Source organism: Neobacillus sp. YX16 (assembly GCF_030123505.1).
Classification (GTDB): Bacteria; Bacillota; Bacilli; order Bacillales; family Cytobacillaceae; genus Neobacillus.
This window is the reverse complement of sequence record NZ_CP126115.1, coordinates 2569671-2586173: the sequence shown is the minus strand read 5'-3', so window position 1 is coordinate 2586173 and position 16503 is coordinate 2569671. Positions and strand designations below refer to the sequence as shown.

At 38.8% G+C, this 16503-nt stretch carries 17 protein-coding genes and 1 riboswitch; of the genes, 1 reads left to right on the top strand and 16 read right to left on the bottom strand.

Annotated features, from left to right (window positions below; all coding sequences use genetic code 11):
- Positions 1-342: 342 nt before the first annotated feature.
- From QNH48_RS12330 to QNH48_RS12320, 3 genes are all read right to left on the bottom strand, one after another.
- Positions 343-609 carry a phage holin gene (locus QNH48_RS12330; protein WP_283955160.1) on the bottom strand — a complete coding sequence of 89 codons (267 nt, stop codon included), beginning with the start codon at positions 607-609 and terminating at the stop codon, positions 343-345.
- Between the two features lie 91 nt (positions 610-700).
- Positions 701-2056: an ABC transporter permease gene (locus QNH48_RS12325; RefSeq protein WP_283955159.1), complete on the bottom strand. Its 1356-nt coding sequence runs from the start codon at positions 2054-2056 to the stop codon at positions 701-703.
- Entirely contained in the window at positions 2053-2742 is a 690-nt protein-coding gene (locus QNH48_RS12320; RefSeq protein ID WP_283955158.1) for an ABC transporter ATP-binding protein, read from the bottom strand. The genes QNH48_RS12325 and QNH48_RS12320 overlap by 4 nt, the downstream gene beginning before the upstream one ends.
- A 171-nt stretch (positions 2743-2913) precedes the next feature.
- On the opposite strand from QNH48_RS12320, the gene QNH48_RS12315 reads away from it, so the two are divergent.
- A complete protein-coding gene (locus tag QNH48_RS12315) occupies positions 2914-5016 on the top strand; it encodes a PBP1A family penicillin-binding protein (RefSeq protein WP_283955157.1) in 2103 nt (700 codons plus the stop codon).
- A gap of 22 nt (positions 5017-5038) precedes the next feature.
- Here the strand turns inward: QNH48_RS12315 and QNH48_RS12310 are convergent, their stop codons facing one another.
- Genes QNH48_RS12310 through QNH48_RS12250 form a run of 13 tightly spaced genes read right to left on the bottom strand, consistent with a single transcriptional unit; the run spans position 5039 to position 16100 of the window.
- Complete coding sequence (locus tag QNH48_RS12310) at positions 5039-5752, bottom strand: ATP-binding protein (protein WP_283955156.1); 714 nt, start codon at positions 5750-5752, stop codon at positions 5039-5041.
- Complete coding sequence (locus QNH48_RS12305; protein ID WP_283955155.1) at positions 5749-6243, bottom strand: ECF transporter S component; 495 nt, start codon at positions 6241-6243, stop codon at positions 5749-5751. Before QNH48_RS12305 ends, QNH48_RS12310 begins: the two co-directional genes overlap by 4 nt.
- Positions 6233-6817 carry a cob(I)yrinic acid a,c-diamide adenosyltransferase gene (locus tag QNH48_RS12300; protein ID WP_283955154.1) on the bottom strand — a complete coding sequence of 195 codons (585 nt, stop codon included), beginning with the start codon at positions 6815-6817 and terminating at the stop codon, positions 6233-6235. The genes QNH48_RS12305 and QNH48_RS12300 overlap by 11 nt, the downstream gene beginning before the upstream one ends.
- The gene (locus tag QNH48_RS12295) at positions 6814-7263 is read right to left on the bottom strand and encodes a bifunctional adenosylcobinamide kinase/adenosylcobinamide-phosphate guanylyltransferase (protein WP_283955153.1); all 450 of its coding nucleotides are present in this window, start codon (positions 7261-7263) and stop codon (positions 6814-6816) included. The genes QNH48_RS12300 and QNH48_RS12295 overlap by 4 nt, the downstream gene beginning before the upstream one ends.
- A complete protein-coding gene (locus QNH48_RS12290; protein WP_283955152.1) occupies positions 7215-7814 on the bottom strand; it encodes a histidine phosphatase family protein in 600 nt (199 codons plus the stop codon). The genes QNH48_RS12295 and QNH48_RS12290 overlap by 49 nt, the downstream gene beginning before the upstream one ends.
- Positions 7784-8572, bottom strand: coding sequence for an adenosylcobinamide-GDP ribazoletransferase (cobS, locus tag QNH48_RS12285; RefSeq protein ID WP_283955151.1), 789 nt, complete (start codon positions 8570-8572; stop codon positions 7784-7786). The genes QNH48_RS12290 and cobS overlap by 31 nt, the downstream gene beginning before the upstream one ends.
- The gene (locus tag QNH48_RS12280) at positions 8569-10074 is read right to left on the bottom strand and encodes a cobyric acid synthase (protein WP_283955150.1); all 1506 of its coding nucleotides are present in this window, start codon (positions 10072-10074) and stop codon (positions 8569-8571) included. The genes cobS and QNH48_RS12280 overlap by 4 nt, the downstream gene beginning before the upstream one ends.
- Positions 10071-10643, bottom strand: a complete 573-nt coding sequence (locus QNH48_RS12275; RefSeq protein ID WP_283955149.1) for a bifunctional adenosylcobinamide kinase/adenosylcobinamide-phosphate guanylyltransferase — start codon at positions 10641-10643, stop codon at positions 10071-10073. Before QNH48_RS12275 ends, QNH48_RS12280 begins: the two co-directional genes overlap by 4 nt.
- Positions 10625-11701 carry a threonine-phosphate decarboxylase CobD gene (cobD, locus tag QNH48_RS12270; RefSeq protein WP_283955148.1) on the bottom strand — a complete coding sequence of 359 codons (1077 nt, stop codon included), beginning with the start codon at positions 11699-11701 and terminating at the stop codon, positions 10625-10627. The genes QNH48_RS12275 and cobD overlap by 19 nt, the downstream gene beginning before the upstream one ends.
- On the bottom strand, positions 11658-12641 hold the full coding sequence (gene cbiB, locus QNH48_RS12265) for an adenosylcobinamide-phosphate synthase CbiB (RefSeq protein WP_283955147.1): 984 nt from the start codon (positions 12639-12641) through the stop codon (positions 11658-11660). The genes cobD and cbiB overlap by 44 nt, the downstream gene beginning before the upstream one ends.
- The gene (locus QNH48_RS12260; protein WP_283955146.1) at positions 12638-14104 is read right to left on the bottom strand and encodes an adenosylcobinamide amidohydrolase; all 1467 of its coding nucleotides are present in this window, start codon (positions 14102-14104) and stop codon (positions 12638-12640) included. The genes cbiB and QNH48_RS12260 overlap by 4 nt, the downstream gene beginning before the upstream one ends.
- Before the next feature lie 3 nt (positions 14105-14107).
- On the bottom strand, positions 14108-15169 hold the full coding sequence (locus QNH48_RS12255) for a FecCD family ABC transporter permease (protein ID WP_283955145.1): 1062 nt from the start codon (positions 15167-15169) through the stop codon (positions 14108-14110).
- Positions 15135-16100, bottom strand: a complete 966-nt coding sequence (locus tag QNH48_RS12250; protein ID WP_283955144.1) for an ABC transporter substrate-binding protein — start codon at positions 16098-16100, stop codon at positions 15135-15137. Before QNH48_RS12250 ends, QNH48_RS12255 begins: the two co-directional genes overlap by 35 nt.
- Positions 16101-16261: 161 nt before the next feature.
- A riboswitch (cobalamin riboswitch) is annotated at positions 16262-16456 on the bottom strand.
- Positions 16457-16503: the final 47 nt, after the last annotated feature.

Sequence of the window (16503 nt, the reverse complement as noted above, 5' to 3'; positions counted from 1 at the left end):
ACATGTAATCGAATAATAAAGACCATTCCCAATATGATTCTTTTCCAAAGTCTCGATTTTCTCACTTTAGGTCCATAAACATATCGATTCCAAATAAGATAGATGGACTCCTCTAGGATAATAAAAAGGCTATATATTAGTAAACCCATTCCAAACCAGGACCACATGTAAAGAACCCCTTTCTTACTGATATCTTTATCAAAATGTTCATTTATCCTCATTTCAATTATACCTTTTACCTTATCGACGATTCAGAAATTTCAATCTCCTTTTACCAACAATATTCTACAAAAAATTAAAACGCCCGACCAACCACATTGGGAAGTCGAGCGTTACCTGTTATTAGTTTGGTTCTTTATATGTTTTTGCTCGTTCGCTGTCGCTCATACCTTTTGTCGTTGGGTCTTGAATAAGTCCAATCATCGAAAGTAAAATAAATAATGCATTAACAAACGTTAAAATGGATTGCTGAATGGCATCTGAAAGTTGAAAATCAGTAATCCCTAATGCATTTAATCCTCCCAAGAGCATTTGCGCAACAATCATTAACTGAGCAATAAAGGCCACAACCCAGCTCCTGTTTTTAAAGCGGACTTTCCAGTTGATCATTTCCCCATCTCCTTCCTATGTTATAGGAGTTCTTTCTACTAACATATGCTTGGACCGAAAATGGTTGTCCGCCAATATCACAGAATCTTATTTATATTTCTCTTCTCATTGCTTTTAAAACATCCACTTTCGTTGCTCTTTGTGCAGGACGAAGACCTGAAAGGATTGTAACACCATAACAGATCGCCACACAGATAATCGGCAGACTAAGTGGAATATCGCTAAATATTAGATCAGGAGGGGTTTCCTCACCAAATGCCTGCTTAATGATTAGAGGAATAACAAAGTTAACTGCGTAACTTATCCCGTAGGAAACAACGGTACCAATTAATGCCCCAATCAACCCAATATAACTACTCTCCAGCAGGAAAATTCGCTTTATGGTTCGAGGAGTTGCTCCGATTGCTTTCATAATACCGATATCAGGCGCACGTTCTGTTACGGCCATCGTCATCGTATTATAAATTCCGATTGAAGCAATTAGAATCGCAATCGTCCCTATAAAAATAAGTCCTACTTTTGCGATGGCAAACATCAAATTAACTTGCTTCAATTCATTTACTACTGAATAGGTTGCGTATTTCTCTTCTTTTAATTTGTCCGCTATCCCTTGGACACCTTCCATATTTTTTGCGTGAATTTTCACATCATCAAAAGTATTCTTATCAGCTTCAAGTTCAGCTAACTCCACCCCACTATTTGAATCGAGGACAATCCCTTTTGGTGTTCCCGTAAATGCCTCGATTTCCATCAGGATGTCCTCTGAAATATATACACTTCTATCCTCTTGCCATTCCTTCGTTGGTTTTTTAGAAATACCCACAACAGTAAGGGGTATGATCTTATCTACAGGTTTACCCCCCTCTACTTTTTGAACAGTAAGATTGATTTTTTCTCCAATAAGTTCCCCATTGAAACGAAATTCTTCTTTCAATTGCCCTTTTTCGTCAAACCACTCTTTTTGCGTCTCCCCTTTTACAGAAAGATTGAGTGGGAAATGATAGCCGACCACTACTTCATCCTTTGCCATTGCCAGACGGCCAGCTGACAATTCAAAACCTGCTTTTATTTCAGACGGAAAGTCAGCGACCACGGTTTGTGTACTTAGCTGATAATTTTCAATCGAATAGGTACCTTCCTGCTGGAGCATTTTCCTCGTAGTTACGGCTTTAACATCCTCAAGCTTTTCAAATGCTTGAATATCTTTAACTTCTATCTGGCGATAACCGTTTCCATCATTTGTTTCTTGTCCATAAACATCAATTTGGGTAACAATCCCGCCCTCTAAGATTTCCTTTACAACTGATTTTTGTAATCCAAATCCAACGGATGCAAGAACAATTAAGAATGCACAGCCCATTGCTGTTGCAAGAATGGTCATGTAAACTCTTGTTCTATTTTTCTTCATATTTTGACGAACGAAACGGAATTGGTCTCTCAGCTTCATACAAGCACCTCCTCTTTCATTCGCCCATCAGCTAATTCAATGGTTCGATGACCGATTTCAGCTACCTTTTCATCATGGGTAATGATTAGAAAGGTAATCCCTAAATCTGCATTCAACTGCTTGATAAACTTCAATAAATCTTCCTCTGTTTCACTGTCAAGACTGCCAGTGGGTTCATCCGCTAGAATAATAGGAGGATTAACAATTAAAGCACGAGCAATACTTACCCTCTGCTGCTGTCCCCCTGATAATTCTCCTGGGTAGTGTTCCTGGTAATCTAACAAACCAACTTTAGCCAGCATTTCCTCCGTCTGTTTTTTTCTTTTATCTTCACTGACCCCTTTTAAAATAAGTGGAAGTTCCACATTCTGAAAAGCTGTCATACTCGGAATCAATTGAAAGCTTTGAAAAATAAAACCGAGGTTCTTGATTCTAAAATCTGCAAATTTGGTCTCATTCAATTCTGAAACCTTCTCACCATTGATCCAAATTTCACCTTCGTTCGGGTGAATAAAACCACTTACAAGATTTAATAGAGTTGATTTACCAGAACCGCTCCTGCCAACTATGGTTACGATTTCCCCTTTTTCAACTTCAATAGAAATATCTCTAAGTACTGGGATGACGGTTTGTCTTCCTTTTTTTCCTACAGTAAATTCATGACTTAAGTTTTTGATTGTAATCATAATTTCCTCCTGTTTCCCTACTTCACCTTAATAGACGTAGTCTCCTCATCAACCCCCTACAGGTTATTTAAATATTTTTATCATTCTCCAATAAAGGCAATGATTGGTGTTTTTCTGATAATAAATTTATAATGAATAAAGCAAAATCCCTTTTGAAGGAAAGGAGACACAATGGAGAAATTACGCCCCTATTGGGAAATGATTGTCCGTTTCTGGAAAAAGAAACATATTACACAGCTATTATTATTAGTTATTCTGATTGTCATCCTCGTAACCATTGTTTATTTCGGCTGGCTTGCAACTAGAGCCAATGTACAGACATTAAAGGAAGGTCTCAGTCAACCGACTGTCATTTATGATCGTAATGAAAGTGTGGCAACAAATGTAGCGACCAATCGGACTGGAGGGATTGAGATTGATGAGCTCCCGAAATATGTTCCTGGTGCAGTGGTTGCCATTGAAGATGAGCGTTTTTATGAACATAAAGGATTTGATCTTAAGGGAATAATGAGGGCTTTTTTCAACAATTTATTTGCGGGAGAGATTACTGGCGGCGGCAGTACGCTAACACAGCAATTAGCGAAAAATGCATTACTTTCACCTGAACAAACCTATAAACGAAAAGCAGAAGAGCTATTTTTGGCGGTGAAGATCGAGAAAGTCTATAAAAAAGATGAAATCTTACAAATGTACTTAAATCAAGTTTATTTTGGGAGCGGTGCATGGGGAATCAGTAATGCATCAAAAAGATATTTTAATAAAACGATTACCGAAGTTACCATTAGTGAGGCTGCCTTGCTTGCAGGGTTATTGCAGTCACCAAATTACCTTGATCCAACAAAAAACTATGATGTTGCAATAAAACGCAGAAATGTCGTTCTTAGCAAGATGAATGAGCTTGAGATGATTACGAAGGAACAATACACAGCGGCTAAGGAAGAAAAGATCGAGATTAATAGCGGCAGCGGAAGTTTTGTTGAGCGTAAATATCCTTATTATGTGGATGCGGTCTTAAACGAAGCAATCAATAAATACGGATTAACGCAGGAAGAAATTTTAACCAGAGGGTACCGGATATATACCGAATTAGATCAAAACCTGCAGGCAGGACTCGAAAAGGTAAACAATAATAAATCCCTTTTCCCGAAAAGTTCCAAAGATCGCATTGTTGAAACCGGTTCTGTCCTGATGGACCCCTCTTCAGGAGGTGTATTCGCTCTTGTTGGCGGCCGTGGTGAGCATGTATTTAGAGGATTTAACCGAGCTACCCAATTAAAGGCTCAGCCAGGTTCAACGATTAAGCCGCTCGCGGTATATACACCAGCTCTTGAAGATGGCTATACATTCAATTCCGAGCTTGTTGATGAGCCTACTTCTTTTGGAGAATACAATCCAGAAAATTTCTCAAAAACCTATCAGGGGAAGGTTCAGATGTATAAAGCTTTGGAAGACTCGTTAAATGTCCCAGCCGTCTGGCTCTTAAATGAAATTGGTCTCGAGAAAGGATTAGACAAGCTTAAAGCCTTTGGATTGCCAGTCGAAAAAGAGGATAAACACCTTGCGATTGCATTAGGGGGAATGAACAAAGGAGTATCTCCGCTTCAATTAGCAAATGCATTCTCTGCATTTCCAAATGGCGGTAAGCGACAAGACAGCCATCTTATTACCAAAATAGTAGGTCCTACTGGAAATATCATTGCGGAACGGGAACCGGAAACCACAAAGGTAACTTCAAAGGAGAATGCTGATAAGATGACAGCTATGCTTCTTAATGTTGTAGAATCTGGAACTGGCAAAAACGCACGTATTCCTGATGTTCAGATAGCTGGAAAAACAGGTTCCACCCAGCTTCCCTTTAATGATATAAACGGGACGAAAGATCAATGGATGGTTGGTTACACACCTAATTTAGTCGCAGCGATATGGATAGGATATGACCAAACCGATCGACAACATTATCTACCAAGCAGCGGTTCTGGAAATGTTGTCCCGATTTTCAAAGAAATCATGAAATCATCCATCCCTCATATACAAAGTGAAACGTTTGATGTCGTTTCGATTAATGACCAATTAGCTGGTAAAACACAGACAAGAGAAGAGATAAAAGAGCAGGCAGAAAAAATCAAAAAAGAATTAAATCAAAATGCCCAAAAGCTCGGTGAAAAGATTCAAGAACAGGCCCCAGTATGGAAAAAAGGTTTTGAAGATGCGATGATTTCAATCGGAAAAGGCATTGATACGGTTATCCAAAAACTTCAAGGAATAAAAGAATAGCACGCCACAACGGCGTGCTATTTTATTTAACTGTAATGGAATGGTAAAACGCTGCTGCTATTTTTTTTATAGCCTCTTCTTGATCTTGTTCAAAGGCAATAATAAAGCAAGTTGCCGGTCCCGATGATTTTAATACGTCAAGATCCGCTCCAAGCATTTCCTTTGTAAATTCTTTAGAAGGAAACATCTGATTGAACTCTGCTAGGATTCCTTTTGAACCGACGGGCCAAACCATAATATCCTGAAGGTTAGAGACTTTCCGGAAAGTCGATAAAGGTACAACCTCGTGCGCATGATCCATCACTTCATTCCCAACAAGAGGCTTACCGATTACGGCAAAGTTAAGATCATTTGAAAAAATCTTCTCTGTTATTTTATCAAAAGGCTTTTTTCCTAGTACTACTAAACCAACCGCAGATTGTTTCAGATGGAAATTACTCTCTGTACTGCCAGTGATAGGTATATTCCCTAGGTTCAATTCTGCCAATCCTTTTTGAATTCCATTTACGAGTTCACTCCATGAGTCATCTCCACAAAAATTATGAAGAACTACTGAAACTAGCTCCCCCCCTGCTGCGATACATTCCATTGCTGCTACTCTAAATGCATAATACGCGACTGTTTCGTAGGAGACCTGAATAAGATCATGTTCTTTCATTCCAATACCACCACTATTATCACTCGCGATGATAAGCGATTCTTCATTATTTAACGGGATTGTGATGATATCTCTCATAACTTTACATCTCTTTTAATTATATCTTGTTTGACCAACGATTTTAGCCGTGGAATTGCCACCAAAGCGATGACTGCATTGATTATTGATCCGATTAATAATGACGGAACGATTGCGACATAAAATGCTATATTCATTAAAAAAATAAACGGCAATGGGGCAGCAAATGCATTTGCAAGGATAAATAGAATACTCGCAATAACCTTTTTATTCTTTTTATAAAGAACACCAAAAATATAGACAAGAACTGCCATTTCGATTGCTATTAAACCATGCATCGGTCCTAATGGAAAACCTGCGATTAAGGCAGATAACAAATGCCCTAACGCACCAACAATGGCACCTGCTCCACTCCCTAACAAGGCAGCAGCCAGTAATGCTGGAAAAACATCGAAAGCTACAGTGCCGATGATTGCCGGAATTTTAATCGCAGCCCCAACTGCAGATAAGGCTGAAAATAAAGCCAGTAAAATGAGCATTCTACTTTTCATCTTTCCGCTTCCCATCCCTGAACACTTTTGCACTCCGAACATATTCTACGTCTTTTACGTTTAGTCGATAATTTACCACTCTTGCTAAGGCAAAGAAATAGTCTGAAAGTCGATTTAGATATTTTAATGCTATTTCAGGCGTTTTCTCGTCGTTTTTCATTAAGGAGACAACTAATCTCTCTGCTCTTCTTGTCACCGTTCTGGCAATATGAATCGAAGCGGAGGGCTTTGTGCCGCCAGGTAGAATAAACCTTTCGAGCTCTGGAGCTTCTAAAATATACTCATCGATTTTCTTTTCTAGGTACTCAATGGTTTCTTTCTCCAGCTTAAACTCAACTTTATCGGAAATATTGGCAAGATCCCCGCCACAATCAAATAATTCATGCTGGATTTTCTCAAGATCCACTAATACATCCTTAAAAGTTACCTCATCGAGTTCAGTCATAACCTGCCCTACAAAACAATTTACTTCATCTACTGTTCCGTAGGCTTCCACTCGAATATCATCCTTGTCTACTCTTCCTCCAATAATACTAGTTTTTCCTTTGTCGCCCGTTCTTGTATAAAGTTTCATTGCTTCTCATCCCCCGTTTGTTTGATTGTTTGATTTAATCCATACCAAATGACATCCACTTTATCCGCCATTGCAGAAAGATCTTGGTAGGCCCATCCTGTTACATCCCGCCATAATCTATTTTCTCTCTCTATCGGGACAACTCCTTTTGTGATATCCGTCCCAATTACCACTAGTCTTCGCTCGAGCTCTGCTTTTTCCCAGGAAAGCCAATTGTTTATGATTTGAATCCAAATTTCCCGGCTTCTGTATGAATCATATGTTTTGGTTAACTCTTTTATCCAAATTTCGATTCCTTCTAAAACTAGTAAATCACTATTAATATGGTTAAAGTTTTCTGTCAGAGGTGTTTCCTGATAAGCTGAAAGCCAGCTGCCAGTTAAACCGTAAGTATTCTTTACCCATGCTCTTTTGCCGTTAAAGGCACCTCCCGTAATAAAGTGCAACGATCACCCCTCCTTAATGCTTCTCTTTCAAAAATAAGTTCATATCCTTGCTCATGCGGTGCTTGCCAATACCAAAAATCATTTTTCATAGGTGCATATTTAGACAATAAATATCGAATGATTCCGCCATGCGTGATAATGGCACAGCGTTCGATGTTTTCAGAGAGAATTTTTCCAGCAATCTTTCCCCACCCATTTTGAATCCTATGTGTGAATTCCTCAAATGACTCTCCGCCTGGCGGACAATAGGATGTAGGATTTGATAGCCATTGTTGATATAGAGGAAATTCTTTTAAATCTTCATAGGTTTTTCCTTCCCATTGACCAAAATTCATTTCCCTTAAATGAGGTAACAGATTCAGATCGTTATTTGGAAAAAGGATATTCCCTGTCGTTATACATCTTGGCAAATCACTTGAATAATAGAGATCGTACCTGTTGCTCGTGCTCAGATTCGCAGACTGTGTGCATAAAGAAGAATCGTTCCATCCTAAATAGGCTTTCCGTTTATTCTCCTCTGTTAGGCCATGGCGAAATAATGCAATAACCACAGTGTCATCCATAAAAATAATTCAGTCCCTTCCACAGCAGCACCTAAAACATCCCCCGTAATCCCACCAAACCAGCTTACTGCTTTTCGGCGACATACTAGCAAACTAGCACAGGCAATAACAATCAAAATCGAAAGAAGAAAGAAGCCATTATCAACGAAAGTCATGAGACCAAGAATGGCAGAAAAATAAAAGGGATAAATCCATAATACCTTTATTGTTGCGGCACTTTGGAATAAAGCGCCTAGTCCCTCATTTTTAGCGGACTTTACAGTAAGCAGCAGGACACCCATGACACTTTTACTCAAAAATGGGATAGCTGCAATCATCCAGTATGAAACTACTTGTACATTTTCGGTAATCTCATAAATAAAGAGAAAACGGCAGCTTAACAAGACAATAACCGAGATTACACCAAAGGCACCAGTTCTTGGGTCCTTCATAATCTCTAGCCTTTTCGGCTGATCGCCGTATGAAAAATAAGCATCGCTTGCATCCATCCAGCCGTCTAAGTGAATTCCGCCTGTTAACAGAATACTCATGAGCCAAAGAAAGAACGCGATTGCAAGAGTGGACAAAGGCGTATATTCAGTCAAGACATAAAAAAGTGAGGCATATATCCCCCCTTGTAGAAGTCCTACTAAAGGGAAGGCTTGAACAGCACTTTTTAGATGAGGTATATCCATTGGTAATTCAAAACGTATGGGAATGGCAGTAAAAAATTGCAGGTCGAGTAAGAAACCCTTTAGAAATTTCATTTTGAGCACCACTTATGGATCATGTCATTTAGCTGTTCAAAATTTAGATGTTCTCTCATTTTTCCCGCAATTTCATCATATCTTTTATCTTTGTACTCATTTATATAAATGGTTTCTTTACTGTGTAAGCCTTTGCTTTTTCGAATCATGTTTAACCAATGATTTCTCCATTCATCATTATGAAAAAGATGATGCAGATACGTTCCAATAATTAGACCATTTTTGCCGTAAAACCCTTCTTCTTTTCCATTTTCAAGCACTAGAAATGAACAGCCTTGCTGATGTAGTACTGTCTTCCCTAAATGTATTTCATACCCTTCTAGCTTTCCATTTGTGATCAAACCTGTATTTTCGTGGTAGACTCCTGCAGCTCTCACTGTTTCTTTTTCATCATAAAAAGTGGTTCTGCCTGGAATCCATCCCAATCCTGCCACGCTTTTGTTAGGTATCCCTGTATCCGAACCCATTTCATCGATAATTTCTTCACCCAGAATTTGATACCCTCCACAAATACCTACAACATAACCGCCATGTTCTATATGATTTTGAATCAAGTTATCTAAATGTCTATCTCTTAGCGTATTCAAATCATGGATCGTACTCTTGGTCCCAGGAATAATGACCGCGTCGGGATTACCAAAATCAGAAGGATGTTTGACCCAGCGAATCGAAACATCCTCTTCATATAGAAATGGTTCCAGATCACTATAGTTCGAAACAAATGGGAGATGGATGACAGCAATATCCAGATTCCCTTTTTTCCTGTTTGAAAATTGATTGCTTAATGACAAAGAATCTTCCCCATCAATCATATGTTTTTCTACATATGGCAGTACACCTAATACAGGAATTCCCGTTTTCTTTTCCAGCCACTGAATCCCATCTTCAAATAAACTGATATCACCGCGGAATTTATTAATAATAATGCCTGCAACTCTTTGTCTTTCTTCGGGTTCAAAAAGCTCAATAGTGCCAACAATACTTGCAAAAACTCCGCCTCTGTCAATATCCGCTACCAGAATCACAGGAACATCTGCCAGCTCAGCCACCTTCATATTCACAAGCTCTCGATCCTTGAGATTGATTTCAACCGGACTCCCGGCACCTTCTATAACCACTAGTTCGTATTCACTTGATAACTGATTTAAAGACTTCTGAATCACCTCAAGCCCCTTTTCATAAAAAGTTTCTCGATACCCTCTTCCTGAAAGAGTTTTCAACGCTTTACCTAAATATACAATCTCAGAATCCTGATTCGAGCGGGGCTTTAAAAGAATAGGATTCATCCATACAGTTGCCTCAATTTTTGCAGCTTCCGCCTGGATTCCTTGTGCTCTGCCAATTTCTTTTCCATCCTTTGTCACATAAGAATTATTGGACATATTTTGAGATTTGAAGGGAACTACTTTTACTCCATCATTGGCAAACATCCGGCAGAGCGCGGTCACAATGAGGCTTTTCCCAACATCGGATGCGGTTCCTTGAATCATAATTCCTTTCATATCCTAACTCCCTTCATGTTGATCGCTATTCCCGCTTCAACTAAAAATGCTTGATCAGCGGCCTTCACCAATTGCTGATGAATCTTCCCAAGAATACGTCCATATGAAAATACTAGTTCATTTTCGACCATTGACTCATGGAAAACTTCATTACTAACAACAATTAAAACTTTTGCTCTGTCACGTATGTCATTTATCCCTGTTATGATCGTTTCCATTACTTTTGTCAAAAAAGACTCATCCCATTTTTGGTTTGCAGAAAACAGTTCATTATTTAAGAGGGTCGTAACACAATCAAGAAGAATAATATCTTCATCGTTAAAAATATGAGCAATCTCCCCAATATTTAGTGACTGTTCAATCGTTCTCCATCGGTACTTTCCTATCTCTCGGTCACTCCGGTGTTTTGCAATTCGTTCCTTCATTTCTTGGTCCGAAGCCACACCTGTTGCCAAATAGTTTAATTGACCACCATTTTCCTTTGCGAGCTCTAGTGCTAATTTTTCTGCAAAGCTGCTTTTCCCGCTCCTGACCCCGCCAGAAATAAAGATTAATGAAGCTGCCGCCATTCCAGCAACACCTCCATTAATTTACTATTTTCTTCCTTACTTTTTATCGCAAAGCGAAGCCAATTTCCTTCCAACCCTGGAAAATTAAACGTATGGCGAGGAATAATCCCTTGGTGTAAAAGAAATTCAAAAAAGCTAAACTGATCCTTGAGAAAGGGATCTCGTAACAAATAAAAATTTATTTGGGAAGGTGTAATCTCAAAAGTATTTTTATTAAAAAATGTAAATAACCGCTCCCGTTCTTCCCTTATATAACTTCGAGTCTCATTAATAAAATCTTTATTTTGCAGGCAAAGTTCTCCCGCCAATAAGGCAATGGTATTGATACTCCAATGTGGCTGCAGTGTGCTAAGTTTGACAATAGTATCTGGGGTTGCAGCTAAATATCCTAACCGGAGTCCAGGAATTGCAAACATTTTTGTCATCGAACGGATGATGATTAAATTTGAGAACTTATATATGTAAGGAATAAAAGAATGATAATCTATTAAAAAATCATAGAAAGCTTCATCCAAAATCACGAAGCATTTTTGTTTTTGACATTCCTCAATAATTGAAAGTACGGTTGATACAGAATATTGAATACCAGTTGGATTATTTGGATTACATAAGAATAAAGCATCTGCACTCGGTAAACTTGGGCGTAGCTCATCCATACTTAGCACAAAATTTGGCTCTTTTAATTGATGATACTGAATCTCACAATGATTAGCCCGACAAGCCTTTTCATATTCAGAAAAAGTTGGTTCCACCACTATTACCTTTTTTCCTTGAAGGAACCTTGCCACAAGGGTAATGAGTTCCGCTCCGCCATTTCCAATTAAGATGAAATCATCAGAAATTTGTTCACTTTCTACGATCCGGCTCTTAAGTTTTTCGGCAAATGGGTCAGGATACACGGTAATTTCTTGATAAAAATCATTCCATTTCTCTTTTAGCAGGGGAGGCGGACCTATAGGATTAATATTTGCACTAAAATCTATATACTTTTCTGGGAGCGCAAGTCCCATCGACTTAAAAAGGTGCTGCGGATTTGATCCATGTGATGGCCATTTCAAGAATCATCCCTCCTATCCATAAAAACAGCAAAAATAAAAAGACTGTTTTATCTAAGATTCTATTAGCTAATAAAATATGACCTGCTTGAATGGGGTGAAGAGGCTCCCCCATCCTTGCCCGATTTGAAAGTATTCCTTTGTAATAATTTATACCGCCAAGCTGAATCCCTAAAATGGCAGCCACCGCTGCTTCACCCCAGCCGCTGTTTGGACTCGGATGCTTCTTGGCATCTCGGAACAATATCATCCAAGCCCGTCTATACTCCATTTTGTTAGGCTTTGTCCCGATTAGCATAAGGATTCCTGTAACTCTGCTTGGAATCCAATTCATTACATCATCCCATTTAGCAGAAGCCCAGCCGAAATCTTTATATCTATCATTCACATATCCTACCATCGAATCACAGGTATTCGTTGCACGATAAACCATTGCCAGCGGCGCTCCCCCAATTAGGGCCCAAAACAACGGTGCTGTCACCCCGTCACTCGTATTTTCAGCCACCGTCTCGATTGCTCCGCGTGCAATTTCACCTTCATTTAATGTTTCTGTATCTCTTCCGACAATGTAAGATAGTTTTATTCTTGCACCAGCCAAGTCCCCTTTTTCTAAGGGGCCATAGACATCAAGCGAAGCTTCTTTTAAACTTTTTTGGGCAATTGTTGTTGCAATAATAATACTTTCAACGATAATACCAGCAATTGGGTGAATCCTATAACTAATTACTACAAATACCTTTACTATCAAGAAGGCTATCAATAAAACAAAAAGGAGCATAGCGACCCCTTTTAATCTTTTACTTTTTCCATGATTTAAGCGTTTTTCGAAGAATGAAATCAACGATCCTATCCATCTAACAGGATGTGGCCAATGAGGGGGATCTCCTACTAGCTTATCAATGAAATATGCAATGGTTATAGCAATCAAATGATAGGCAATCATACGAATTTCCTTTTTTGAGATTTTCGAATACCCTCAGCCGTGCACTCGTATACGGCTTTTCCAATGAGTTTTCCTAAAGGAGTAATGGTACCCGCATATTCCAAAACCTCACCAGTCTGGGTAGCAGCAATTAAAATACTATCCGTCGAAGTACCAGTAGCAATGGTGCCTGTCACTCCATCGATAACGCTTAAATCATGTAGTGCTTTCGCCTTTGCTTCTGTAGCAGTCATTATAGATTGAATAAATGCTTCCTCCGTTAACTCACCATTAACGAAAATCCAGGTATTGATGGTGCCAGGCACCTGATCAAAGGTATGCTGTTCACTTTTGGAACAGTCTATGGCGTTACCAACACCCGCGGTTACGAGAACAAAGACAGAAAAACCAGTCCCTTCGATGTGCTTAAAGGAAACATCTTCAAGGATGACTGCTGTCATCATTCCTACTGTTTCAGAAGGTTCAAAGCCCTTTTCTTTTAAAAAGCCTGCCATTTCCTTGCGATGATCACTGCAGTTATAGTCCTTATCAACATGTCGATTAACAAACGTATGATGCCAGCCTGTTCCCGATCCAATAACCCCAGAAGACATCGTCCTTAAATGTGAAGGTGCTTTTAACTCGATAAACTCATTGGTCCTTCGCAGCATCCTTTCATCGATTTGTATTTTTTTCTTTTCCTGCTTCTCTTTGGGTAATAACACCATTTGAGGAGCTGCTACTCTTGGATGGGGATGCTTCTTAATTTCAGTATGATAGACGTCTCGTATTCTTTCTTCCCTTAGCACTTCATTCGGGATATGGTTGATATTAATACTTCCGTTTTCAAGCAGTAGCAATCGATCACAATATAAGCCTGCAAGATTTAAATCATGAAAGATTGAAAGGACTGTTAAACCCGTTTCTGTCGTCCAGTGTTTTAATAAATCCAGTAATTCCTTTTGATAAGATAAATCTAAGTGGTTCGTTGGTTCATCTAAAAGAAGAATTTCGGGTTCTTGAGCAAGAGCTTGCGCCAGAAATACCCTTTGTTTTTCACCACCGGATAACTCTTGAATACTTTTATTTTGGAAGGAAGCGATACCCGTCTGCTTCATTACACGCTGTACGATACTTTCATCCATTTCTCCCCAGGTCTGAAACCAGCCTGATTGATGGGCATAACGGCCAAGTGAAACGGTTTCTTTAACGGTATAAGAAAAGGATTGCTGTGAATGTTGTGATAAAACCGCTACGATTTGTGCAAGTTGTTTAGAATTATATTCCTGAAGCCTTTTCTCTTTAATAAATATATCACCTCTAGCAATCGGCAGGATTCCACTAATCATTTTTAACAAAGTCGTCTTGCCGCTTCCATTAGGTCCCAATATCCCGAATAACTCACCTGTTTGAACTTCAAAGGAAATATCCTTGAGTACAGATTCATCTGAATAACCGCCTGAAACATCTTGAACCCTAAGCATCCTTTATCCACTTCTTTCCGTTCTTTTTCTCTGTAACAGAATTAACGCAAATACCGGGGCACCAAATAAAGCCGTTATGACTCCAATCGGCAGCTCAGTTGGGGAAATAATTGTTCTTGAGATTAAATCTGCTACAATTAAAAATCCACTTCCCGTAATGATTGATAGTGGAAGCAGGTGCCTATGATCGGGACCCCATAATAATCGAGAAAGATGTGGAATCACCAGTCCCACAAAACCAATCGTTCCTGAAACCGCAACTGCAGCTCCTGTCAAAATCGATCCTGCAGTCAGGATCATCAATTTTCTCTTTTGAACGTTTACCCCTAAATGGTGGGCTCGTTCTTCACCGAAGGACATGGCATTTAATTCTTTTGCATTAAAAATAAGTATGACAGATCCTAGTACAAAAAAAGGTGAAATAATTTTTATGTATTCCCAGCCTCTCATCGATACACTTCCCAAGAGCCAGCCAATAATTTGCCTAAGCTCATCACCAGTTAAGGCAATCATGAGTGAAATAATGGCACCGAGAAAGGAACTAAAGATGATTCCCGTTAAGATAATCGTTTCCACTCTCATCGAGCGTTCAATTTTTCGGGCGAAAGCCAGTACCAAAAAAATCGTAACCCATGAAAACAAAATGCTGAGTAATGGCAGCGTAAAGCTTCCGATTATAGGGATTGATAGGTTAAAAAACAAAGTGAGTACCGCCCCGACGGACGCACCTGATGATACGCCTAACGTATAGGGATCCGCTAATGGATTCCTTAATAGACCTTGAAAGGCCGCTCCTGCAATCGCTAGTGATGCTCCTACTAAACCAGCCAATATAACTCGTGGTAAACGAATGTTTAAAACAATACTCGAAAACATGGGGTCAATTTGATCTAGTGAAATTAAGCCAAATAGCTTCGATATTATGATTTGGATAATGGTAAAGATAGGAACCGAAACGGTTCCTATCGAAATACCCAATAAAATTGAAAGGAGCAGGAAGCTTCCTGCTATCAAATAGGCTAATACTTTATTATTTAAAAACTTCCGGATAGACAGCCTTTGCAAGTTCCTCTACTCCTTCAACAATCCTTGGACCTGAACGTGTTACAGTGTCAGAATCTACATCGATAACTTGCTTATTCTTAATCGCATTGACATTTTCCCAGCCTTGTCTACCTAACACTAATTCTGTAGCATTTTCAGTATAAAAACCATATGTAGTAATGATGACATTCGGGTTTCGATCAATGATTGATTCTTGATCCATTTTAACCCATCCTTCTTGATCGTTTGCAATATTTTCAGCATTAATCAAACTGATCATTTCATCCATAAATGTGTTTTTTCCCGTTGTAAACACTTCTGGAGCAGGAGATACCTCTACAAACACCTTTTTCTTTTCCTTTATTTCGCCCGCCTTGGCTTTAATTTCAGCTAATTTATCCTGCATCCCTTTAATTAAATCCTCCGCAGCCTTTGTTTCACCTGTAGCTTTTCCAATCACGTTGATTGTGTCATACACCTCTTCGAAATTTAGAGCGTCATTAATAATTAAAACGGCAATTCCAGCATCTCTAAGCTGTTGAAGTCCTTCTTTCCCATTATCAGCAGTTGATTCATGTGCCAATACGAGATTGGGTTGTAAAGAAATAATTTTTTCGATATTTAGTTCCATATCACCGATTTTCTCTTTTGATGCTGCTTCTTCAGGAAAATTGTCAAAATTAGATACACCTACAATTTCTTCATTAAGTCCTAAGGCAAAAGCAATCTCTGTGTTACTCGGTATAACAGAAACAATTTTTTCGGGTTTTGCCTCTATCGTAACCTCATTATCTAATGCATCTTTTATGGTTACTGGAAAGGCTGTTTCTTCTCCTTTTTGCTCAGTGCTGCTGTTTCCTTCATCCTTTACAGGTTCTTTCTGTTCACCACATGCTGCCAAAGCACCTATTGTTAACAATAGAATAAGTAATAATGATGATAATTTTTTCATTTTTCTTCCCCCTATGACTTTTAAGTCAAAATACATCATAAAAAAGCCTGCACCCAAAAAACAAAAAACACCTCTACAATAACGTAGAGATGTTGGTTTGAATAGATTCCATTATAAAAAATGATTCTAGTCGTCCACATCTCCCTATCCTCGTAGGTCTTTTGGTGCACAAGAATTAGGCAGGTTTCCTGGCTCATGGTCATGACTTCCTACGTCTTCCCATCAAATTGACAGTGACATATTGTAGGTTGCTCCCATTTACAGTGGCGGGACCGCGTTGGCATTTAACCAAACTTCCCTTTTAAGCTAAAAATCTTTAAGAAAAAGATTTAAGCACCTATTCTTTAAATATTTTTATGATAGACCTATTATATCGAATAAAAATTTAAATGTATCATTTTTC